The 21,780-nt window shown below is 67.2% G+C and carries 20 protein-coding genes, 3 tRNA genes and 1 pseudogene; 15 read left to right on the forward strand and 9 right to left on the reverse strand.

Annotation, left to right across the window (positions count from 1 at the left end; genetic code table 11):
• Window positions 1-225 precede the first annotated feature (225 nt).
• The gene (locus AC5Y4F_RS17265) at window positions 226-960 is read right to left on the reverse strand and encodes a TVP38/TMEM64 family protein (RefSeq protein ID WP_067934933.1); all 735 of its coding nucleotides are present in this window, start codon (window positions 958-960) and stop codon (window positions 226-228) included.
• A gap of 152 nt (window positions 961-1,112) precedes the next feature.
• Here AC5Y4F_RS17265 and AC5Y4F_RS17270 point away from each other — a divergent pair, with 152 nt between their 5' ends.
• The gene (locus tag AC5Y4F_RS17270) at window positions 1,113-1,682 is read left to right on the forward strand and encodes a phospholipase D-like domain-containing protein (RefSeq protein ID WP_067934932.1); all 570 of its coding nucleotides are present in this window, start codon (window positions 1,113-1,115) and stop codon (window positions 1,680-1,682) included.
• Here the strand turns inward: AC5Y4F_RS17270 and recD are convergent.
• From recD to recC, 3 genes are read right to left on the reverse strand one after another with little or no spacing between them, the layout of a single operon-like run.
• Window positions 1,669-3,387 carry an exodeoxyribonuclease V subunit alpha gene (gene recD / locus AC5Y4F_RS17275; protein ID WP_499997708.1) on the reverse strand — a complete coding sequence of 573 codons (1,719 nt, stop codon included), beginning with the start codon at window positions 3,385-3,387 and terminating at the stop codon, window positions 1,669-1,671. The genes AC5Y4F_RS17270 and recD overlap by 14 nt on opposite strands.
• Window positions 3,384-6,686, reverse strand: a complete 3,303-nt coding sequence (gene recB, locus AC5Y4F_RS17280) for an exodeoxyribonuclease V subunit beta (RefSeq protein ID WP_499997709.1) — start codon at window positions 6,684-6,686, stop codon at window positions 3,384-3,386. Before recB ends, recD begins: the two co-directional genes overlap by 4 nt.
• Complete coding sequence (recC, locus tag AC5Y4F_RS17285; protein ID WP_499997710.1) at window positions 6,686-9,982, reverse strand: exodeoxyribonuclease V subunit gamma; 3,297 nt, start codon at window positions 9,980-9,982, stop codon at window positions 6,686-6,688. The genes recB and recC overlap by 1 nt, the downstream gene beginning before the upstream one ends.
• Before the next feature lie 121 nt (window positions 9,983-10,103).
• Here recC and AC5Y4F_RS17290 point away from each other — a divergent pair, with 121 nt between their 5' ends.
• Both AC5Y4F_RS17290 and cynS read left to right on the forward strand, forming a co-directional pair.
• A complete protein-coding gene (locus AC5Y4F_RS17290) occupies window positions 10,104-10,619 on the forward strand; it encodes a nitroreductase family protein (RefSeq protein ID WP_067934925.1) in 516 nt (171 codons plus the stop codon).
• Between the two features lie 94 nt (window positions 10,620-10,713).
• Entirely contained in the window at window positions 10,714-11,187 is a 474-nt protein-coding gene (cynS, locus tag AC5Y4F_RS17295; RefSeq protein ID WP_499997711.1) for a cyanase, read from the forward strand.
• A 90-nt stretch (window positions 11,188-11,277) separates the two neighbouring features.
• Here cynS and AC5Y4F_RS17300 read toward each other — a convergent pair whose 3' ends face one another.
• The 5 genes and pseudogenes from AC5Y4F_RS17300 to AC5Y4F_RS17320 form a co-directional block, all read right to left on the reverse strand.
• Window positions 11,278-11,757, reverse strand: coding sequence for a hypothetical protein (locus tag AC5Y4F_RS17300; protein ID WP_067934922.1), 480 nt, complete (start codon window positions 11,755-11,757; stop codon window positions 11,278-11,280).
• Entirely contained in the window at window positions 11,754-14,201 is a 2,448-nt protein-coding gene (locus AC5Y4F_RS17305; RefSeq protein WP_499997712.1) for a molybdopterin oxidoreductase family protein, read from the reverse strand. The genes AC5Y4F_RS17300 and AC5Y4F_RS17305 overlap by 4 nt, the downstream gene beginning before the upstream one ends.
• Before the next feature lie 60 nt (window positions 14,202-14,261).
• A complete protein-coding gene (locus AC5Y4F_RS17310; RefSeq protein WP_067934918.1) occupies window positions 14,262-14,957 on the reverse strand; it encodes a crotonase/enoyl-CoA hydratase family protein in 696 nt (231 codons plus the stop codon).
• Window positions 14,954-15,804 (reverse strand): annotated as a pseudogene (locus tag AC5Y4F_RS17315) (DUF8453 domain-containing protein). The gene AC5Y4F_RS17310 and the pseudogene AC5Y4F_RS17315 overlap by 4 nt, the downstream one beginning before the upstream one ends.
• 69 nt (window positions 15,805-15,873) lie before the next feature.
• The gene (locus tag AC5Y4F_RS17320; RefSeq protein ID WP_067931407.1) at window positions 15,874-16,587 is read right to left on the reverse strand and encodes an MBL fold metallo-hydrolase; all 714 of its coding nucleotides are present in this window, start codon (window positions 16,585-16,587) and stop codon (window positions 15,874-15,876) included.
• 90 nt (window positions 16,588-16,677) lie between these two features.
• On the opposite strand from AC5Y4F_RS17320, the gene AC5Y4F_RS17325 reads away from it, so the two are divergent.
• From AC5Y4F_RS17325 to rplA, 12 genes are all read left to right on the forward strand, one after another.
• On the forward strand, window positions 16,678-16,884 hold the full coding sequence (locus AC5Y4F_RS17325; protein ID WP_067931409.1) for a type II toxin-antitoxin system VapB family antitoxin: 207 nt from the start codon (window positions 16,678-16,680) through the stop codon (window positions 16,882-16,884).
• A gap of 152 nt (window positions 16,885-17,036) precedes the next feature.
• Window positions 17,037-17,109: transfer RNA gene (locus tag AC5Y4F_RS17330), tRNA-Thr, on the forward strand.
• A 51-nt stretch (window positions 17,110-17,160) separates the two neighbouring features.
• A tRNA-Met gene (locus AC5Y4F_RS17335) sits at window positions 17,161-17,234 on the forward strand.
• 46 nt (window positions 17,235-17,280) lie between these two features.
• Window positions 17,281-17,448 carry a 50S ribosomal protein L33 gene (gene rpmG, locus AC5Y4F_RS17340; RefSeq protein WP_003898538.1) on the forward strand — a complete coding sequence of 56 codons (168 nt, stop codon included), beginning with the start codon at window positions 17,281-17,283 and terminating at the stop codon, window positions 17,446-17,448.
• A gap of 47 nt (window positions 17,449-17,495) precedes the next feature.
• A complete protein-coding gene (hadA, locus tag AC5Y4F_RS17345; protein ID WP_067931411.1) occupies window positions 17,496-17,975 on the forward strand; it encodes a (3R)-hydroxyacyl-ACP dehydratase subunit HadA in 480 nt (159 codons plus the stop codon).
• Window positions 17,962-18,390, forward strand: coding sequence for a (3R)-hydroxyacyl-ACP dehydratase subunit HadB (hadB, locus tag AC5Y4F_RS17350; protein WP_067931413.1), 429 nt, complete (start codon window positions 17,962-17,964; stop codon window positions 18,388-18,390). The genes hadA and hadB overlap by 14 nt, the downstream gene beginning before the upstream one ends.
• 3 nt (window positions 18,391-18,393) lie before the next feature.
• Window positions 18,394-18,894, forward strand: coding sequence for a (3R)-hydroxyacyl-ACP dehydratase subunit HadC (gene hadC / locus AC5Y4F_RS17355; protein WP_067931415.1), 501 nt, complete (start codon window positions 18,394-18,396; stop codon window positions 18,892-18,894).
• 144 nt (window positions 18,895-19,038) lie between these two features.
• Window positions 19,039-19,111 (forward strand) — tRNA-Trp (locus AC5Y4F_RS17360).
• Between the two features lie 94 nt (window positions 19,112-19,205).
• On the forward strand, window positions 19,206-19,655 hold the full coding sequence (secE, locus tag AC5Y4F_RS17365) for a preprotein translocase subunit SecE (RefSeq protein WP_499997713.1): 450 nt from the start codon (window positions 19,206-19,208) through the stop codon (window positions 19,653-19,655).
• Between the two features lie 61 nt (window positions 19,656-19,716).
• On the forward strand, window positions 19,717-20,514 hold the full coding sequence (gene nusG, locus AC5Y4F_RS17370; protein ID WP_499997714.1) for a transcription termination/antitermination protein NusG: 798 nt from the start codon (window positions 19,717-19,719) through the stop codon (window positions 20,512-20,514).
• A 47-nt stretch (window positions 20,515-20,561) separates the two neighbouring features.
• Complete coding sequence (gene rplK, locus AC5Y4F_RS17375; RefSeq protein WP_066907205.1) at window positions 20,562-20,990, forward strand: 50S ribosomal protein L11; 429 nt, start codon at window positions 20,562-20,564, stop codon at window positions 20,988-20,990.
• A gap of 76 nt (window positions 20,991-21,066) precedes the next feature.
• Window positions 21,067-21,774 carry a 50S ribosomal protein L1 gene (rplA, locus tag AC5Y4F_RS17380; RefSeq protein WP_067931419.1) on the forward strand — a complete coding sequence of 236 codons (708 nt, stop codon included), beginning with the start codon at window positions 21,067-21,069 and terminating at the stop codon, window positions 21,772-21,774.
• Window positions 21,775-21,780: the final 6 nt, after the last annotated feature.

Below are 21,780 nucleotides of genomic sequence, written 5' to 3' on the forward strand. Positions count from 1 at the left end.
ACGGCGCCAGCGGATGCGGTCAACGACATGACCACATCATCGCAACCACCACCGACAAAACCGGACCGCCCGGACGTCCGCGCCCTGAATGAATGCGCGCACCGCTGCATTTACCGCTAATCTCGATCTGTGAGCCGAGTCCGCCGCACTCCTGTGCCGCCCTCACGATGAATCCGGATGACATTGGCAGCCAGCGCTTTCGACGCCGTCAGCCGCCAAAGTTCGCTAGCGGGCGGCGGCATCCGATTCGGGCGAGCCGTTGCCCTCGTCGTCCGCACGGCCATGCCGGCGCCAGTTGCGGTATCCGCGATGCGCGGCGAACGCGCCGACGATGGCGGTGATGCACCACACCGCGATCGCCGCGTAGGCCAGCGGCGACGACCTATTGCCGATCGAGGCGCCCAGCGCGGTGTAGACGAACGCCCGCGGCGCCGACCCGATGAAAGAGCCTACCGCCATCTGCCACACGGGAACGCCGAAGGCGCCGAACGTGTACGAAGCCAGCGCATCCGAGATGCCGGGGACGAAGCGCTGCCCGACGACCGCCCACAACCCGTGCCGCTCGATCAGCGCGTCGAAGCGGTCGGCACGTTTGTCCCCGAGCAGGCCCCGGGCGCTGGCCCGGCCGGCTCGCCGGCCGACAAAACTCGCGACGATCGCGGTGCCCACCGTCGCACCGAGCGTCACGAAGACACCCACTACCGGACCGAACAATAACCCGCTGCCCGCCGCCAGAATCGAACCCGGGACGAACAACGCGCCCACCACCGCTGAGAGCACGACGTAGGTCAGCGGTGCCGCGGGACCGGTCGCCGACACGATGCGCCGGATCTCGTCGATGTTGATCACCCGCGCGACGGCCACCAGATAGAAGACCACGGCCAGAAACCCGCCGAACACCGCGAGCCGCGCGATGTGGACCAGGCGCGATGGTGGTGGGGGACCGTCACTGTCGTCCATGTTGGCCATGATTGTTCCGCACCGCCGCGCGCTCACCGCACCCGGCTGTTTCCAACTCGCCGCGGTGCGGGCGTGATCACCGTAGAGTGCCGCATATCGCCGGAGTTGAAGTTTGGTGCTGGATCTCTCCGCGTTGTAAAGGAGCAACCGCCATGGCACTGAGTTCGCTGACCGAACTGGACAAGTTCAAAGCGGCGCCGTTTTCGCCAGGCTATCCCGACAACACGCGAACGTTCTACAGTCCCGTCGACCAGGTGCACGAGGCACTCAAGGCCTTGTTGACGTCGGCCAGCAAGACCATCATCGTGGCGATGTACGGCTACGACGACGCGGAGCTCAACTCGGTGCTGCAGTCCGCGCTGAACGACGAAAAGGTCTATGTGCAAATGAGTCTCGACTCCACGCAGGCCGCGGGACTCGCCGAGCGTCCGCTGCTCGCACCATGGCTCAACGACAAGATCGGCAATAGCATCGCGATCGGGCACAGCGAGAAGTCGGCGATCATGCATCTGAAGATGGTGATCATCGACGGCGTCGATGTGGTCACGGGTTCGACCAACTGGAGCACCGGCGGAGAATCCAAACAGGACAACCAGCTCACCGTGATCCGCGATCCGTACGTGTGCGCAGAGGCCCGCTCACGCATCGACATCATCCACGACAGCATGCTCAAGCAGATGGCCGCAAAGGCTCGATCCGGTAGCGCACCTATCGTCGGCTGACCGACCGCAGCCGCTGCCGCAATCCGGTGGCGCGTACCGCCCGGCGTTCGATCGTGGCGCGAATCGACACCTCGGGGCCAACCACTCGCACCTTGGTCTTCGCCCGGGTCACCGCCGTGTAGAACAATTCCCGCGTCAGCAATCGCGAATCTTCCGGCGGTATCAGCACTGTCACCTCGTCGGCCTGGCTGCCCTGGCTCTTGTGGATGGTCATGGCGTGCATCGTCTCCACCTCGCCCAGGCGGCTGGTCGCGAAGTCCAGCGGTCCTGTCGCGCCGGCGACGACGGCACGAAGGCCGTCCGCGGCGGCCACGGTCACACCGGTGTCACCGTTGTAGAGGCGCAGCCCGTAGTCGTTGGCCGTCACCAGCAGGGGACGGCCGGCATACCACTGCGACCACGCCGGCTGGCCGGTCGCTTCGGCAATCCACCTCTGCACCTGCAAATTCCAGTGTGTCGCCCCGTACGGCCCCGCCCGGTGCGCACACAGCAGTCGGTGTTCGTCCAGCGTCCCCAACGCCTCGGCCACCGCGCCCAGCAGCGCGGCCGAGCGCAGCCGCAACGCGTGAGCGACCAGCACCTCCCGCAGCCGGTCGGTCGGCCGCTCGGAGTTCACCCACTCGATGTGTTCGCCGCCGGCCGCCAACAACCGCACGACGCGGTCCGCGTCGCCGACCCGGATCGCCTCGGCCAGGGCGCCGATCGACGTGCCGAATCGGTGCGGCGTGTGCAGGGCCGCGACCCGCACGTCGTCGCGGGCGGCCAACCCATCCACCAGGTCGGCCAGCACGGCACCGGCCTCCACCGAGGCCAACTGGTCGGGGTCACCGACCAGAATCAGCCGGGTATCCGGTCGAACGGCCTCGACCAGCCGGGCCATCATCGTCAGCGACACCATCGACGTCTCGTCGACCACGATGACGTCGTGCGGCAGTCGATTGGCCCGATTGTGTTTGAATCGCACCGATGTGTCCGGCCGGGGGCCCAGGAGGCGATGCAGGGTGGTTCCCGGCAGGCCGGTAAGCCGCGCCCTGTCCGCGGCGGCCAGCTCCTCGCTTCCCACGGCCACCGCCTCGGCCAGCCGCGCCGCCGCCTTGCCGGTCGGTGCGGCCAGCGCAATCCGCGGCCTCGGCAGACCGGCCCGCTCCGCCTGTTCGACCAGCAGGGCGAGCAGGCGTGCGACCGTGGTGGTCTTACCGGTGCCGGGCCCGCCGGTCAGCACGGTCAGAGCCTGCGCAACGGCAATCTCGGCGGCCGCCCGCTGTTCCTCATAGCCGGGGCCGAAAAGCCGTTCATAGCTGGTCGATTCGACGGCCGCCGGGGTCACCGAAAGGGCCAGCAGATCGGTGCAGACCTGCTCTTCCTCGAGCCAATACCTGTCGAAATACAACAGGTCGCCGAACAATCGCAACACCGGCGGCGACCCGAGCAACGCGCTGGCCCGCACCGCCGCCAGCCAGTCGTCGGCGTCCGGCCAGGGCAGGTCGGCTTCCTCGATCTGGGCCTGCACCGCGCGCAGATCGACGCAGACCGAACCACCGCGCAGCGCGCGCACCACGAGGGCGACCGCGAGCGCCACCCGTTCATCGGATTCGCCGGTGAGCGCGGTAAGCCGTTGCGCCACATGGATATCGGCGGGCTCTAACACGCCGGCATCGCTGAACGTGCGCAGCAGGCCGGCCGCGGAGATGGCTTCCACCGTCACACGGCCACCCCCTGAGCATCGAGCAGATCCGACAGAGCCACGATCAACGGCCAGGGCGGCCGCCAATCGAAGACGCCCGCCAGGTGTCCGCCGAGCACGGGCGTCTGTGCGCCGCACATGCCCCGAACGAACAGGTAGAGTACGCCGCCGAGATGTCGGCTCGGATCGTAATCGCTCAGCCGCCATCGTAAGAACCGGTGCAGCACAGCGCAATACAGCAGCGCCTGCAGCGGATAGTCCGAGTGCAGCATCGCTTCGGCCATCCTTGACCGGTCGTAGTCGGCGGCGGTCAGCGGCCGCTCCGGGTCGCCGAGCCGGTTGGTCTTGTAATCCACCACCACAAAGCGATGCCCCGATCCGTCGGGAATGCGGAGCACGGCGTCGATCGAGCCGCTGAGGTATCCGCGCAGTGACTGATCACCGAGGCCAGGTTCGGCCAGCCGGTCGGCATACGAGGCCAGCACGTCATCGCCGGGCAGATGCTCGCGCAACAGCGGCGCCAGATCTGCGAGCCGAACTTCCGGCGCCGTCGAACCACGATCGCCGCCCGCCAGGGGAAGCTCGAAGTCCATTTCGCGCAACCGATCTGGCAATCCGATCTGGCGCAGCGTCCTCCCACCCATGAATGGGCCCAGCGGCGTATCGTGCATCGGCACCATCGCCGCGGCGAGCTCCTCGGGCGCCGCGGCGACCGCCCACCACGCCGAGTGCGCGCGGATCTGCGTTTCGAGCTCGGCGGCCAGGTCTGCGGCCAACGGGTCGGTCGTCTCCAGCACGGCGTGCACCAGGGTGCCGAATGTGGCGCCCGCCGGCAGGTCCGCCATCGGCGAGGGTACGTCCGGCCCGGCTACCGCTGACACCAAGGGGATGTCGCCGACCTCGTCGTCGAGTTCGCCGATTTCGGGTTCGCTGCTCACCCCGCTGGTTTGGGCCGCTCGGATCAAACCCGAATACGAGGTGCGCCGCCAGCCGGTGTCGATGACCCGGTGAAAGTGACGATTGCCCAGGCGGTCGGGTATCGGCTCGGCGGCCAGCGACGGGACCGGTGCCACTACCGATTCCTCGATGACCGGCCCGCCCGCCGCCTCCCACTCCCGCAGCCGGGCCATAGCGTCGTCGTCGGAGATCTTGGCGGGCTCGCATCGGTCCGGCACCGCGGGTTCACCTGGCCGGCGGCCGCGCAGCAGCCGAGAGAGGCCGCCGTTGGGTTCGTAATACGCCGGTGACCACCATGCCACCACCTGGGACTGGGCCCTGGTCAGCGCGACGTACGTCAACCGGCTGTCGTCGCTGGCGTCCTCTTTACGCCCTAGCCGCTCAACGGATTTGAAGTCAGGGCTGTCCTTGCCGCCGACGTGCAGGCAACGCCTGCCGTCCTCGTCGTGGAACAGCACGACGTCGCTGTCCTGGGTGTTGCGATTGAACGCGAACGGCAGATACACGATCGGGTACTGCAGGCCCTTGCTGACGAAGACGGTCATGATCTGCACGGCCGCGGCGTCGCTGTCCAGCCGGCGATTTCGCTCCGGTGCGCCGCTGCGCTCGTCACGCTGGCGGCGCAGCCAATCGCGCAGCGCGGGCAGGCTGTAGTGGTTGCGGTGCGCGACCTCCTGCAGCAGTTGGGTGACATGCGCCAGATCGGTCATGTGTCGCTCACCGCCCTGCCAGGCGAGCACGCGATTGCCCATGCCCAGCAATTGAGCGGCCTCGAAGATGGCCGCGACGCCGCGTTCGCGGGCATGACCGGCCCACTCCCGCAGAGTTTTCGCGACCCGGTCGGTGAGCGCATCACCGCCGGCGGCCAGCGATTCCGCGGTCTCGCCGAAGAACATCGTCGCGGCGGCCGCACGCACCATCCCGGGCCGGTGCGGCTGGTCGAAAGCCTCCAGCAGGCACAGCCAATCCTCGGCGGCCTCGGAGGTGAACACGTCGGAGTTGCCCGTGTACACCGCCGGGACACCCGCGGCGCAGAGCGCCGTGAAGCATGCCTGCGCGTCGCGGTGCCGCTCCACGATCACCGCGATATCGCGGGCCTGCAGTGGCCTGCCGGCGAACGTCGCACCGCTGGCCAGCAACGCGCGGATGTCGGACGCGAGATCGGCGCCGATGTGCTCCCGCACCCGGTCGATGGGCAGGTTTTGAACACCGCGGCGCCCCAACGTCTTCCGCGCGACCACGCGCAACCGGAACGGATCGTTGTGCGGTGCGCCGGCGAGCCGATGACCGCGGTGATGCGCGTTGACGTCGTTCACCACGATCGCGGGGTCGCCGAGTTGGGCGCCGCGCAGCACCACCTGCAGCCGCTGCACCAGCGCGGAGTCGCTGCGCCAGTTGGTGTCCAGCGTCTGGCGCCCGCCCGCGGTCTCGGCGGCCCGCAGATAGGTCACGATATCGCCGCCGCGAAACGCGTAGATCGCCTGCTTCGGATCGCCGATGAGGATCAAGGTGGAACGCCCATTGAACGCCCGGTCGATCACCTGCCATTGCACCGGGTCGGTGTCCTGGAACTCGTCGACCATGACGATCGGCCAGCGTTGGTGCATGCGTAGCCGGGCCGGGGAGTCGTCAATGGCCAGCGCGTCGGCCAACCGGATCAGCAGATCGTCGTAGCCGAGGACGCCCAGCCGCCTCTTGCGCGTATCCAGCTCGGCCAGAACGTCTTTGGCGAACTTGACGCTGGCCGCGGCCCGCGAATCGGGATCCGGGTCTCGCGGCCGCAGCTCGGTCGACGGATTGCTGACGACAGCGCGTGCCAGCCGCAGCGCCTCGCGGTAGTGCAGCGCCGGGTCGTCGCGCTCCTGGCCGAAGTGGGCCAGGTACAGATCGTCGACGATCTCGGTCACCAGGTCATCGAGGCTTTCGAGCAGCGTCACGCTGGCCGCCGTGTCCCCGGCCACGCCCAGCGAGCGCAGCACCAGCTGACAGAACTGATGGGTGGTGGCGATCGTGGCCGCGTCGAAGCCGGCCAGTGCGTCGCGAAGCCGCTGTTGGCGGGCCGCGCGCTGACGTTCGGTGCCCTCCAGCAGGTACGCAAGCACCTGGTTGTCGCCGACTGTCGAGGGATCGGCGAATGCTCGTACGGCATCGACGATTTGACAGCGGACGCGTTCGCGTAGCTCTTGACTGGCGGCCCGGCCAAACGTGATCAGCAGCATCTGGTCGAGCGCCGCCGCGCCGTCGGCGACATACCGCGTCACCAGGGAAGCCAGCGCGAAAGTCTTGCCGGTTCCCGCGCTGGCCTCCAGCACGGTGGTGGAACACTCGGCCGGTAGCGCACCCAACAGGTCGAAGCGCTCCATCAGGTGAGTCTCCGTTCGGCGCGCAGCATCGGCAGCCAGACCCGGGCCGAGTAGGCGCCGAGCCGGTTGTCCTCGCCGTCGCACTCCTCACCCGGCCGCACCGGCGCCATCAGCACCTCCAGTGCCGCACCCCTGCCCCACGCCCTTGCGTGCGCCGGGGCCTGATCCTCACCCGGGAAGCGGTCACCGGACTTCCAGCGGTATCGCGCCTCGGCCAAAGGGTCCTCGCCGCCGTACCGGGCCGCCGCCCAGGCATAGGACGTCTTGATGGGCAACGGAATCGGCTCGCGCCGTCCGGCGTCGTAGATCGCCACCAGCTCGCGCAGCTCCTTGACGGCCTGCTCAGCGTCGGACGGCCGACCCAGGCCCGCCACCCGGGTGCTGGTGCCGCGGCGCATGCGGCCGACACACACCGCCGAGAAGTCCCGGCCCGGATCATGGGCGACCAAGGCCAGCAACGTGATCCACGATTCGAGCAGATGCTTGCCGTCCAGTCGCGAATACGTCACCGATACCAGGCTGTCGCCGTACACCGGCGACACCGTGCCGGTCAGTCGTCGCCCGCCACCCAGGTCGATGTCGACATCGTATGCGGCGGCGTGGCCCTGACTGTGCCGATGATGAAGCGCCTCACGCGCCAACAGGGCGGCCTGGTCGCGGATCTCGGTGACCTTGCGCCAGCCCAGCTGACCCGGCGGCAGGGTGCCGCGGCGCCACTCCGCTTGCCGCGCGTCGTCCGGAGTCATCCCCCGCAGGATGTCGCCCAGCATCCGGTCGCCGACCGTCCACTCTTGGAGGCCGTCGATGTCGACCGGCATGGCGTCTTGCACCCCGTCGACATCGTGCGGCAGGGTGAATTCCAGCGCGCGGAAGAAGCCCTTCACCGGGTCTTTGAAGAAGCCGACGAGGTCGGCCAGGATGACGTCGCCGGCCGGCGGAGACGGCAGCGGCCCCGAGATGAATTTCGGCTGTTCGCCGTGCTCGCCGCTGGCCGCGCGCGCCGCCCGCAGCACCGTCGGGTCGAAACTGAACGGCACGTCCGGCACGAGCCTGCCGGGGACGACGTTGCGAATGTCGTACGGCTGCAACGGATGCTCGACGACGACTCGGTCACGCACCTTGGTCATGGTGGTCATGTCGAGGGTGTCCAGGAGCTCGGCCAGCGGCACCGCCGGCGGGCGCGGCTGGCCCGAATATTCGTTGGCACCGGTGTAGGTGATGACGAGTTTGTCCGTTGCCGCGCCGATCGCGTCGAGCAACAATTGCCGGTCCTCGGAACGGATGTCGCGTTCCCCGGTCATCGGGCATCGGGCCAGCGCGTCGTCGCCGTCGACGATGCCAAGCCGCGGGAACAGCCCGTCGTCCAGGCCGACCAGGCACACCACCCGGTGTGGCACCGAGCGCATCGGAACCATGGTGCACACCGTCAGGGTGCCGGTGCGGAAGTTGGCCCGGGTCGGGCGGCCGGCCAGGAGTCGGGTGAGCAGGGCGCGAAGATCGGGTAGCCGCAGCGCCGTGGCGCCCCGGGAGCCGGCCTGCGCAATCGTCTGAGCAAACTCGCGTTGCATCTGGCCGGTCTGCCATTCGTCCGCATCGCGGACCCGAGTCAGCAGCGCGATGCCCTCGCTGAGGGAGGCCAGCCACTCGGTTAGCGGCCTGGTGCCGGCGAGCAAGTCCAGGACGTGCTGCAACCGGGCGACGAACTCGGCGAACTGGCCGGCCAGTTGGACGCGGTTACTGCTGACGTCGTCCAGCGGCAGCGTCGCATCGATCCATGCGTTCGAATCGTCGGACATCGCGACGCCCGCCAGTATCCGATCGATGCCGAAACGCCATGTGTTGTGCACGAAATCGACGTGGTAGGGACGTCGATGCTGCTGGTCCAACCCCCACCGGATGTTCGCCTGCCGGACCCAGCGGGTGATGGCCTCGAGATCGTCATCGGTGAATCCGAACTGGGCGCGCACCGGTGGGCTCTGGGCCAGGTTGAGCACCTCGCTGGCCGTCACCCGGCCGGCCGCCAGGGCCAGCAATTGGGCGGCCACACCCAGCAATGGATTGGTCTGGATCGGCGAGCGGTCCGCCAGCCGGACCCGTAGCTGGTGGGCCGGATGGGCGCCGCGCACCACGTCGCCCAGGCCGAAGTCGGCCATGATCAGCGGCGCGTAGGTCTCGATGTCCGGGCACATCACCAGGATGTCGCGCGGCGCAAGCGTCGGGTCGTCCTGCAGTAGGCCGAGCAGCACCTCGCGCAGCACGTCGACCTGGCGGGCCGGGCCGTGGCAGTTGTGGATCTGTACCGATCGGTCGTCGGCTCGGATCGTGCGGCCAGATGGGCGAACGGCATTTGCGCCGATGTCGGACTGCAGCCAACCGAGCAGCGTGTCCGGGCGCGCGTCGCCGGCCAGATAGGCATCGGTCGCCGGATCCGTCGGCAGGCTGCGCTGCAGCTCGCGCAGGTCTCGTCCGAGTGTCGCGAGCAGCGGATGGGACACCGCGCGATGGCTGACGTCGTCGCGCCGGCGAACCGCGCCGTGCGTGCCGGCCAGCCCGCGCCACAGCGCCTCGCTCGGGTGCGGTAGCCACAGATGCACGTCGTGGTGGGTGGCCAGCGCCTCCAAAAGCTCGACGTCGGTGCGCGTCAACCGGGTGTGCCCGAACAGCGACAGCCGAGGCGGCAGCTGGCTGGGCGCCGCCCGCAGCCGCGCGAGGGTCTTGGCGTGGCGGGTATGCGGCGGATCGGCGCCGACCCGGGCAACCAGCGCCCGCCACAGCTCGGGTTGCCAGCGCAGGTCCACGTCGATATCACCCGGTTCGCCGTTGCCCCAGTCGATGAGCAGTTGTGGGCGCTGGCGCGCGTAGGAGTCGAACAGGCCGGCCAGCCGCCGCGCCACCTCGTATCGGCGGCCCCGGCGCAGCTCGGCCTCCGCGCCGGTGTGGAAGTGGCCCACGTGCGCGGCCAGCGTGCGGCACCAGGGTTCGTCCAGCGAGCAGTCGATCGCCTCCAGCAGCGGCCAGGCCATGGCGTCGGGCGACCACGGATCGTTGTCGGCCGTGCCGGTGATTTCGGCGATCAACGAGCCCGGACTGCGAAACGCCACCCCGGCGCACACCCCGTCGCCGTTGCGCGCGCCGAGCACGTGCGACAAGCGCTGGCTGAGCCAGCGTTCCACGCCGCGCGCCGGGACGACGACGAGTTCAGTCGCGAACGGGTCGGCCAGCGGGTTGGCCAGCAGAGCGCCGAGACCGTCGGCCAACAGGTCGGTGCGCTCGGCGCGGTGTAGATGAAGCGGCATTGCGCTGTCACGATAAACCCGACCACCGACGCGGATGGGCGCTTACGGTGCGGATCCCGCCGGGAATCGGTGCCACGCGGCGCGGGGTTGATCCACGCAAACAGTTACGAAAGGGACCCACATGCAAGCTTGGGACGCGATCTGCGCACGTCGCAATGTCCGGGAGTACCAGCCGAAGCCGATACCGGCCGAGGATTTGGACCGCATCGCCGAGGCCGGCTGGCGCGCGCCGTCTGCGAAGAACCGCCAGCCGTGGGATTTCGTCATCGTCACCGAACGCAACCGGCTGGCCGAGCTGTCCACGGTCTGGCGGGGCGCCGGTCACATCGCCGGGGCCGCGGCCACAATCGCCATCGTGGTTCCGGTGCCGCCCGACGAGCGCCGGGTGATCACCGACAACTACGACGTCGGCCAGGCCACCATGGCGATGATGATCGCCGCCACCGACCTGGGGATCGGGACGGGCCATTCGTCGGTGGGGGACCAGGACAAGGCGCGTGCCATCCTGGGCGTGCCCGATGGTCACCTGGTGGCCTTCCTGCTCGGGGTGGGCTACCCGGCCGATCGCCCGCTCACGCCGATCCGCAAGCCCAATCGGCGGCCGTTTGCCGAGGTCGTCCACCACGGCCGCTGGTGACCACGACGGCGAAACACTTTGCGGGCCTTGGTTCTCGAGGCGCTTGGTCACCGCCACCGAGCGGGGGTGACATCGGGCGGGCATGCTTGGGGCTATGAACAGAACCGAAGTCACCGAACAGGTCGTGTTAGCCCGGCTCCGGCAGGGGCTGACGTGGCAACAGCTGGCCGACGCGATCGGCCGGCCACTGGTGTGGACCACGGCGGCGTTACTCGGCCAGCACCCGCTTCCGGCGGAGCAGGCCAAGGTTCTGGCGGAAAGGTTGAAGCTGGACGAGTCGGTGGTGCCGGTGCTGGCGGCCGCTCCGATGCGTGGCGGGCTGCCCACCGCGGTTCCCACGGATCCGACCATCTACCGCTTCTACGAAGCCCTGCAGGTGTACGGCGGCGCCATCAAGGAGGTGATCGCCGAACAGTTCGGCGACGGCATCATGAGCGCGATCAATTTCAGCGTCGACGTGCAGAAGAAGCCGCACCCGTCCGGCGACCGGGTCGTGGTGACGTTCGACGGGAAGTTCCTCCCCTATCAATGGGTCGAGGCGGACGCTCAGGTCAAGACGCCAAAGTGAAGTGACGGTGAGGCGCGCGCGTGCCAAACTAGCGTCGAGGAGGCGAAGGGAACGCGGTGGCGCCCGGCGGCGGCCACCGCGTTCGCCGTTTCAATTCATCAAGACCTGCGGGGAGAGCTCTTTGAGCATCGCGTTGGCCCAGCGCATCTGGCGCAACGTCTCGGGGTGGCAGCGCGACGTCAGGCTCAGCAGTTCGGAGTCCTTCGCGGCCTGGGCGCCCTGTGCCAGCAGCTCCCAATCCAGCGACACCCCCGCCGACAGCCGGTGAATCCGGCGCAGGTCGGCGAGCAGCGCCAGGCCGGGCTCCGGCCGGTGCCGCAACAGACCACTCAGCCGCGACTGCAGGAAACCGGAGATAGCGCCGGTATGCGGGTCGGCGGATAGGCGCAGGCCGTAGTGGCGGCCGTGCTGCGCCAGATCCCTGAGGTGTTGCCGCGACCAGCCGGCCATATCGCGCGCGAGGTGATGGATGTCCTGGTCACTACGGTGACGCGCCGCCACCACGCTGAGTTCGTGGGCCAGCTTGCGTTCGGAGCGGTGCAACTCGCGGATCGCCAACTTCAGCTTCATGGCCGGCCTCCCGCGGGGACGACTTCGGTGACCCCGGCCAACGCGCCACCCACCGTCGCGGGCACCGAACCGTTGACCGGTGTGGACGCCGCGGTCGTCGGCGCGTACCCGTTTCGGTCGGGCGGGTTTACCCGCGCCTTGCGCAGCCGGGCGGCGGCCGTCTTGTAGATCGGCTGCTTGGACACCGGATCCCAATCCGTGAGCGTCATTTCATTGCCGGCCCGGTGATGAGCCCTGCCATCGGTGTCCCAGTAGCCGTAGTGGAACGGCACGAACAGCACTCCGTCGCGGATGCCGCAGATGCGCGCGGCGCATACCACGCGGCCGCGCGGCGTGCTCACCTCGACGAGATCGCCTTCGGCGATGCCCAGGCGCCGCGCGTCCCGCTCGGACACCTCCACCCAAACCTCCGGGGCTGCCCGCTGAAGTTGTTGTGCCCGAGCTGTTTTCGTCCGGGTATGGAAATGGTAGACGGTGCGGCCGGTAACCAACGCGAACGGGTACTCGGCGCTCGGTTGCTCGTGCGGGGGCACGTATTCGGCCGCCTTGATGATGGCCTTACCGAAGGGGTTCATCGAGCGGTACTCGTCTGGCTGCAGTGGCGCGCCGGTGATCAGATCTTTGCCGTATGCCTCGCAGTAGTCCGGTGCCGCCCAGAATTTCGCATCGACATAGAGCCGTTCGGTGCCGTTGGGATGCTCGGTGTTGCAAGGCCATTGGATGCCGCTTCCACCGCGCAGCTTGTCGTAGGTCAGGCCCGTGTAGTCGCATGGCCGGCCCGCGCTGCATTTCTTCCATGCCTCGAACGCCGATTCCGGATCCGTCCAGGGTGGGAACGGTTGGCCGTCGGAGTCGCGGAAGTCCATCCGGCGCGCGTAGTCCAGGAAGATGTCGAGGTCCGAGCGCGCGGAACCCGGTGGCTCCACGGCCTTTTCGGACAGGTGCACGGTGCGGTCGGCGTTGGTGAAGGTGCCGGTCTTCTCTGCCCAGGCGGCGGCGGGTAGCACCACGTCGGCCAGTGCGGCGGTCTCGGTCAGGAAGATGTCCTGGACGATGAGGAACAGCCGTTCCTGCGACAGGATGTCGCGGATCCGCGATAGCTCCGGCAGCGACACCGCCGGGTTGGTGGCGGTGACCCACAGCATCCGCAGCGTGCCCTCCTCGGCGTAGCGGAACATCTGCATGGCGTGCGTCGGCGGCCCGTAGTGCGGGATCTGCAGCACGTCCAGGTTCCACAATTTCGCCAACTCGGCGACGTGGGAGTCGTTGGACCAGTTGCGGAAGCCGGCCAGGTCCCCGTCGGCCCCGCACTCGCGCGTGTTCTCCGCGGTCGGCTGCCCGTTCATCTGCAGCACGCCGCAACCCGGCTTGCCCAGCATGCCGCGCACCAGGTGAATGTTGTTGACCTGCACCGCCGCCGCGGTGGCCTGGTGGGACTGGTAGAAGCCCTGCAGCACGGTGGACATCAACCGCTTGGCCGTGCCCAGCAGCCGCGCCGCGCGCCGGATGTCGTCGGCCGCCACACCGCAGATGTCGGCGGCCCGCTCGGGCGGAAACTCTTCGACCCGTTTGCGCAGTTCGTCGAAACCGACTGTGTGCGTGTCGATGTAGTCCTGGTCGATCCAGCCGTTATCGATGATCTCGTGTAGCAGCCCGTTCATCAACGCCACGTTGGTGCCCGGCAGCGGCGCCAGGTGAACCGCGGCGTGCCGGGCCACCGGCGTGAGCCGGGGGTCGACGCAGATGATCGCCGGCGGCGAGTTCCCGGCCAACCGGTCCAGCATCCGCGCCCACAGCACCGTCTGGGTCTCGGCGACGTTGTGCCCGAACAACGCGATGACGTCGGCATGGTCGACATCGGTATAGGAACCCGGTTGTCCGTCGCAACCGAACGATTCCTTGAGCGCCTCGGCGGCCGTCGCCGTGCACAGCCGCGTGTTGCCGTCGACGTGGTTGGTGCCGATCGCGCCGTGCGCGATCGCGCCTTGGGTGTAGTACGCCTCGGCGAACAGCTGCCCGGAGGTGTAGAACCCGATCGAGCTGGGGCCGTAGCTGCCGAGTAACTCCTTGGTGCGGTCCACGATCCGTTGCATGGCCGTGTCCCAGTCGCACGGCTTCAGCTTGCCGCCGACCCGGATCATCGGTGTGGTGAGCCGGTCGGCCGAGGCGTTGGCCTGCCAGCCGAAGAGATCCTTCGGATCGAGCCGCCCGTGGTTGACCCGGTCGACGGCGCGTCCGCGCACGCCCACGATCCGCCCGTCCTTGACGGCGATGTCCAGGCCGTCGCCATTGGAATGCAACACCGCGGCTGACTGCACCCAGCGGTCAACCGACTCGGCACTCACCCCGTCGGCGAGGTAGGTGTCGACTCGTTCCGGCCAGCGGGTGCCGGGTTCGTAGGGAGTCCGCGTTCCCCAGGGGTCCGCGATGCGATCTATGGCCATTCCGGTGGCTTCCCCGGCAGCCGCCCGCGAAACCGGCTGGGGCGTGCGCGCTTGAACGGCTCACACCCCGAATTCGGCTTCGATCCCGTCGATGCCGGCGCGGATGGCCGCCAGGGCGTCCGCGCGGGTGCGCAATTTGGTGGCGGCGTGCGCCCGCTGATTCAGGCCGGCGAATTCCCGCGCGGCCTCTTCGGCGCGGTCGATCACCACCTCGGGTAACACGATCTCGTCGACGAAGCCTGCCGCCAGGGCGGTTTCACCGAAAAACGTCTTGGCGAGCCCGGCGGCCTGCTGGTAGGCCGACGGCGTCAACCGCAGCTTCATGATCTCCAGGGCGGCATAGGGAATGACCATGCCGATCGCGACCTCATTGGCCTGAATGTTGTAGGCGTGCGCGGCCACCCGGTGATCGCCCGCCGACAACAGGAACGCCCCCATCGCGATGGCATGCCCGGTGCACGCCATCACCACCGGCTTGGGATAGGACAACAGGCGATACGCCAGCTCGAATCCGCCGCGCAGCATGTCGATCGCGGGCTGCACCTCGCCGGAAGTCAGGATCTTCAGGTCGAAGCCGCCGCTGAACACGCGATCGTTCCCGGCGATCACCAGCGCGCCGGCATCGTCGGCCTCGGCCCGGTCGATCGCGTCGTTCAGGGCCTGCTGCATGGTCGGGCCCAGCGCGTTGACCTTGCCGTCATCCATCTTGATGACGGCGATGGAGTCCGTGGTGCTGTAGTGGACCGGGGCGCTCATCGGTTACTCCTTGCCGTCAGGCGGGCTGGCTGTGGTGTTTGCCCAGGTCTTCTGCGTGACTCCAGCGCAGGCTGACATCGGTGGGTTCGTCGAGTTGGCGTGTGCGCCATCTGTCTTGGGTTTCCCGAACCGCGGTGTTGATCCGTTCGATCTCGCTGCGGAAGACCTCCGGTCGGGTTTCCTTGCAGACGTAGTGGAAATAGGTCAGCAGGCCGCGCAGCAGCTCCAGTTTCTCCTTCTCCCTCTTGGCCAAGTCATGGGTGGTCATCAGTTCGATGCGCTGGACGGGCGGCAGGGCGTCCCAGTCCAGCACCACCTCGGTATGCAGCGGGGAACGCTTGCGCTCCCAGAACCGGCGGCCGCGGGCCCGATGCGGCCGGTCGTAGTAGGTCAGGGTGCCGGTGAAGCGCGATTCGATGCCGCTACCGATCTCGGCACGGTCGAGCGCGGAATCCCACACCATGCGCCACTCCTGGCCAGGCGCGAGTACGGGCAGCCCGCGGGGGAGCCGCAATTCGACGACATCGGCGTAGCCGTCGGTGGCGTTCTCGTATTCGGCCACGGTGGGGGGATTGGTAAAGGAGAACCCGATGTCGTAGGCCGCGGTGCGTCCGAAGTTGCGGACCACGAGTTCGATCACGTGCCAGTCGGCCGAATGCGGCTCCATGAACATCGCGACCTGCGGGCGCGTCTGCTCCGCGGCCGCCCGGCGGTTCCGGTTGATCTGCCTGTTGGTGAAGACCAGCGTGACGATTGCCAGGACGATTGCCGCCCACGCCGCCCACGCTATCCAGGTGTCGGACCCGACGTGCGTGACATCATGCCAGCTGTCCTGGATCCAACCCATGGAATCCACCCTCCGCTTATATCACAGGGGCGGTCGCGTCGCCGCATGGTGATGATGGGCGATGCGGCCTCAGCCGCCCATCAGCATCCGCCATTGATCGAGGTTTGCTGCCCGATACACATAGTTGGAACGCTTGACCTCCGCGAGCGGCGCGCTGGGCTCCGCCGAATACCAGTGGCCCGGGAACACGGTCGGGTCACCGGGCAGGGTCGCGAGCCGCTGCAGGCTGCGGTACATCTCGTCGGAGTCCCCGCCGGGGAAGTCGGTGCGCCCGCAGCCCTCCAAGAAGAGCGTGTCGCCGGCGACGAGGCGGCCATCGAGCAGAAAGCACTGGCTGCCCGGCGTGTGGCCCGGGGTATGCAGCAACTCGATCTCGATGTCGCCGATGCTGACCTTGTCATGATCCTCGTGCGAGGTCAGGTCACTAAGACTTATTCCGGTGACTCGCGAAACCCACTGTGCCTCATGGGTGTTGACGTGTACCGGCACAGGTGCCCGGTCCAGCAGTTCGGCCAGGCCCGGCAGGGCGAACCCCATCATGGACCCACCCACGTGGTCGGGGTGGTGGTGGGTCACCAGCACGCCGGACAGGTGCATGCCGTCGGCCTCGAGTGCGTCGAGCAGATCGCCGGCGGCATAGGCCGGGTCGACGACCACGCAGTCACCGGTTTGCCGGTCGCCGATCAGGTAGGCGAAGTTGCGCATTTGCGTCGCGAACATGTCGCCGGCGGCGAAGTCGCGACCGGAGAGCAGTTGTCGGAAGTACAGCCGGTCCTCTGGCACGAGACCAGAGTAGGACCCCGACCGCGACGCGCCGCCGACACCGGCGTATCGGACCCGATTCGGGCGGTGCCTCGTGGGTATTGTTGGCGCATGAGGAAGAAGGTCGAAATCGAGGTCGACGCCGATCTGATCGATGAGGCGATCCGCCGCTTCCATCTCCTCGACGCGCGCGAAGCCATCAACCTCGCGTTGCGGACATTGCTCAGCGACGGCGACTTTGTCGAGCAGGACGACGAGTACGACGAGTTCAGCGACCTCAGTGCCTGGCAATCTCAGCGCAACGGCGGGAGCGGCTGATGTTTGCCGCGGCTTTGTCGATTGCCGGGTAACTTGCACGATTACGAACGCTGGCGCGGGCCTGCGCTTGCGCTACCCGTGGTTTGGTTCCGCTACAGGCCAGGCTGTACCCTCTTTTAGGCCCGCGCGGAGGAGATCGCTGCGGGTGAACGGCCCCCTTAGCTCAGTCGGTAGAGCGTTTCCATGGTAAGGAAAAGGTCAACGGTTCGATTCCGTTAGGGGGCTCGGCGGACGCCGAGCAGGCGTGGGCGGCCCCGACCCCGAAGGGGTGCCAGAGGCGATGTAGCTCAGTCGGTTAGAGCGAACGACTCATAATCGTTAGGTCGCCGGTTCGAGTCCGGCCATCGCTACAACACAACAGCACAGCTTTGTTTTGAGGATTGAGAGAGAACCGTCATGGCTTCCAGTACCGACGTACGCCCGAAGATCACCTTGGCATGCGAGGTGTGCAAGCACCGCAACTACATCACCAAGAAAAACCGCCGGAACGACCCGGACCGACTGGAGCTGAAGAAGTTCTGCCCCAACTGCGGTAAGCACCAGGCGCACCGAGAGACGCGCTAGCGGCTCCCCGCGGCGTTTACTCCGATTGACTAGGTAGTTTAAGAACCGTGCCGCTAAGTTCCAGCATCGTCGGTATGCACTACCGCTACCCCGATCATTACGAGGTGGAGCGGGAGAAGATCCGCGAATACGCGGTGGCCGTGCAAAACGACGACCCCGCGTTCTTCGAGGAGAAGGCCGCGGCCGAACTGGGCTATAAGGGCTTGGTCGCCCCGCTGACGTTCATCTGCGTGTTCGGCTACCAGGCGCAGACGGCATTTTTCGAGCACGCCAACATCGCCGTCCACGACGCACAGATCGTTCAGGTCGACCAGGTGCTGAAATTCATGGCGCCCATCGTGGCGGGCGACAAGCTGTACTGCGACGTCTACGTGGACTCGGTGCGAGAGTCGCACGGTACCCAGATCATTGTCACCAAGAATGTCGTCACCAACGACGCCGGCGACGTCGTGCAAGAGACCTACACGACCCTGGCGGGCCGTGCCGGTGAGGATGGAAAAGAGGGATTTACTGATGCCACTGCGTGAGTTCAGCTCCGTGAAGGTGGGTGACCAACTTCCTGAGAAGATCTACCCGCTGACCCGACAAGATCTGGTGAATTACGCGGGCGTCTCTGGCGACCTCAACCCGATTCACTGGGACGACGAGATCGCCAAGGTCGTCGGCCTGGACACCGCGATCGCGCACGGCATGCTGACCATGGGCATCGGCGGGGGTTACGTCACCGCGTGGATCGGCGACCCGGGCGCAGTCACCGAATACAACGTGCGGTTCACCGCCGTGGTGCCGGTGCCCAACGACGGCAAGGGCGCCGAGCTGGTCTTCAACGGCCGGGTGAAGTCCGCCGATCCCGAGACCAAGTCCGTGACTATCGCGCTCACCGCCACCACCGGCGGCAAGAAGATCTTCGGCAGGGCGATCGCGTCCGCGACTCTGGCATAGCTCATGGCGCTCAAGACAGATATCCGCGGCATGATCTGGCGGTATGCGGATTCCTTTGTTGTGGGCCGTGAACAAGTCCGCCAGTTTGCGCAATCCATCAAGAACGACCACCCGGCCCACTACAGGGAGGACGCGGCCGTCGAACTCGGCCACAGCGCGATCGTCGCGCCGCTGACCTTCGCGACGATCTTGGCCAAGCTGGTACAGCTGGACTTCTTCCGGCACGTCGACATCGGCATGGAAACCCTGGTGATCGTCCAGGTCGACCAGCGCTTCGTGTTCGCCAAGCCGATCAAGGCCGGCGACAGGCTGTGGGCCCGGATGGAGATCCACTCGGTGGACGAGCGCTTCGGCGCCGACATCGTCGTCACCAAGAACATCTGCACCAACGACCAGGGTGAGCTGGTCTTGGAGGCCTACACCACGCTGATGAGCCAGTACGCCGAACAGTCCGAAAACCTGCGCTGGGACCCGGAGTCGGGCCAGGTTGTCAGGACAGCGTAATTAGTATCTGACTCGCGCACCGTTGTACACTCGGTCCTCGGGGTTTTCCCAGCATCAGCGCGCTTTCCGTGAGTCGAGCAATCGGAAGGCGCGCGTGTCATGTAGGCCCCGGTAGGTAAGCGCAGGTTGGCCTGCCAACCGCGAAGGGGCGTAGCTCAACTGGCAGAGCAGCGGTCTCCAAAACCGCAGGTTGCAGGTTCAAGTCCTGTCGCCCCTGCTAACGACGAACGTCCTGGCATGGTGGACACTGGAAGACGGTTCCCACCACAGGCGGGATGTTCGCGAAGTACGAGCAAACAAAGGAGCATGCGGTGAGCGACGAAGGCGACGTTGCCAACGACGCCGCAAGCGACGGCACTGACGAAGAGGACGGCCGCGCGAGCGCCGGTCGGACGGCCGTGGTGACGCGGCCGCAGCGCCCGACGGGCAAACGGTCCCGGCAGCGAGTGGTCGAGGGCGGCGAGGACGCCGAGTCGCCGGACGATGCCGAGGTCTTGACGCCGGATAAGGCCAAAAAGGGCGCCAAAGCCAAGAAGGCCGCAAGGCCCAAAAAGGCCGGGGACCATCGGGTCAACCCGTTGGTGTTCGTCTACAACTACCTCAAGCAGGTCGTTGCGGAAATGCGGAAGGTCATCTGGCCCAACCGCAAACAGATGCTCACTTACACCTCCGTTGTGCTGGCATTCCTGGCCTTCATGGTGGCGCTGGTCGGCCTGGCGGATTTCGGCCTGACCAAGCTGGTGCTGTTGGTGTTCGGCTGATCGAGTGACGCCGCTCTTGAATGTGACGCCGCTTTTGAATGTGACAGAGAGGACTCAAACCGTGACTACCTTCGACGGTGACCCGTCCGCGGGTGAAGCGGTCGACGTGGACGAAACCGCGCAGGCGCAGGCCACGGACACCTCCGCGGCCGCTGAGGTCACCGAGGTGACCGCGGACGACGCCACCGACGAGACGGCCGAGGCCGCCGCGGCGCCCGACGAGCCGGTCGAAGAGGCCGATCCGGCCGCCGCGCTCAAGGCGGAACTGCGCAGCAAGCCCGGCGACTGGTATGTCATCCACTCCTACGCGGGATACGAGAACAAGGTCAAAGCCAACCTCGAAACCCGTGTGCAGAACCTCGATGTCGGTGACTACATCTTCCAGGTGGAGGTGCCCACCGAAGAGGTCACCGAGATCAAGAACGGCCAGCGCAAGCAGGTCAACCGCAAGGTGCTCCCCGGCTACATCCTGGTCCGCATGGACCTGACCGACGACTCGTGGGCCGCGGTCCGCAACACACCCGGCGTCACCGGGTTCGTCGGGGCGACCTCGCGCCCGTCGGCGCTGACGCTCGACGACGTGGTCAAGTTCCTGCTGCCGCGCGGCGCGACGAAGAAGGCCGCCAAGGGGGCGCCCACCACGGCCGCCGCCGCGGAGGTGGGCGGGCTGGAACGTCCGGCCATCGAGGTCGACTACGAGGTCGGCGAATCGGTGACCGTCATGGACGGGCCGTTCGCGACGCTGCCGGCCACGATCAGCGAGGTCAACGGCGAACAGCAGAAGCTCAAGGTGCTGGTGTCGATCTTCGGCCGGGAAACCCCGGTCGAACTGACCTTCAGCCAAGTCTCCAAGCTCTGAACCGGCGCATACGCCCGGCGTAAACCAGGAAGGAACAACACAATCTCATGGCCCCGAAGAAGAAAGTCGTCGGGCTGATCAAGCTTCAGATCCAGGCGGGGCAGGCCAACCCGGCGCCGCCGGTCGGGCCCGCGCTCGGTCAGCACGGCGTCAACATCATGGAGTTCTGCAAGGCATACAACGCTGCCACGGAGAACCAGCGTGGCAACGTCATCCCCGTGGAGATCACGGTCTATGAGGACCGCAGCTTCACCTTCGCGCTCAAGACCCCGCCCGCCGCCAAGCTGCTGCTCAAGGCGGCCGGCGTGGGCAAGGGATCGGCCGAGCCGCACAAGACCAAGGTCGCCAAGGTCAGCTGGGATCAGGTCAAGGAGATCGCCGAGACCAAGAAGGCCGACCTGAACGCCAACGACATCGACGCAGCCGCCAAGATCATCGCCGGCACCGCCCGGTCGATGGGTATCACCGTCGAGTAATACCCGCATCACAACCGTGGGAGGGCCAGCTTCGGCCCGCTTTCCAACCACGACCCAACACAGATTGGATCAGCAAGTGAGCAAGAACAGCAAGGCATACCGGGCCGCCGCCGAGAAGGTGGACCGCGACAACCTCTACACCCCGCTGGAAGCGGCCAAGCTTGCCAAGGAAACGTCGTCGAGCAAGCAGGACTCGACCGTCGAGGTGGCGATCCGGCTGGGCGTCGACCCGCGCAAGGCCGACCAGATGGTCCGGGGCACGGTCAACCTCCCGCACGGCACTGGCAAGACCGCCCGCGTCGCGGTGTTCGCCGTGGGCGATAAGGCCGAGCAGGCTCAGGCCGCCGGCGCCGACATCGTGGGCAGCGATGACCTGATCGAGAAGATCCAGGGCGGCTGGCTGGAATTCGATGCCGCGATCGCCACCCCGGACCAGATGGCCAAGGTGGGTCGCATCGCCCGCGTGCTCGGTCCCCGCGGCCTGATGCCGAACCCCAAGACGGGCACCGTGACCCCCGACGTCGCCAAGGCGGTCGCCGATATCAAGGGTGGCAAGATCAACTTCCGCATCGACAAGCAGGCCAACCTGCACTTCGTGATCGGCAAGGCCTCGTTCGACGAGAAGGCCCTGGCCGAGAACTACGGCGCCGCGCTGGACGAGGTGCTGCGGCTCAAGCCGTCCGCCTCCAAGGGCCGCTACCTGCGCAAGATCGTGGTCTCGACGACGACCGGGCCGGGCATCCCGGTGGACCCGGCCGTCACCCGCAACTTCACCGAGGGCTGAGCCCGC

This window comes from Mycobacterium sp. NGS56 (assembly GCF_059812425.1).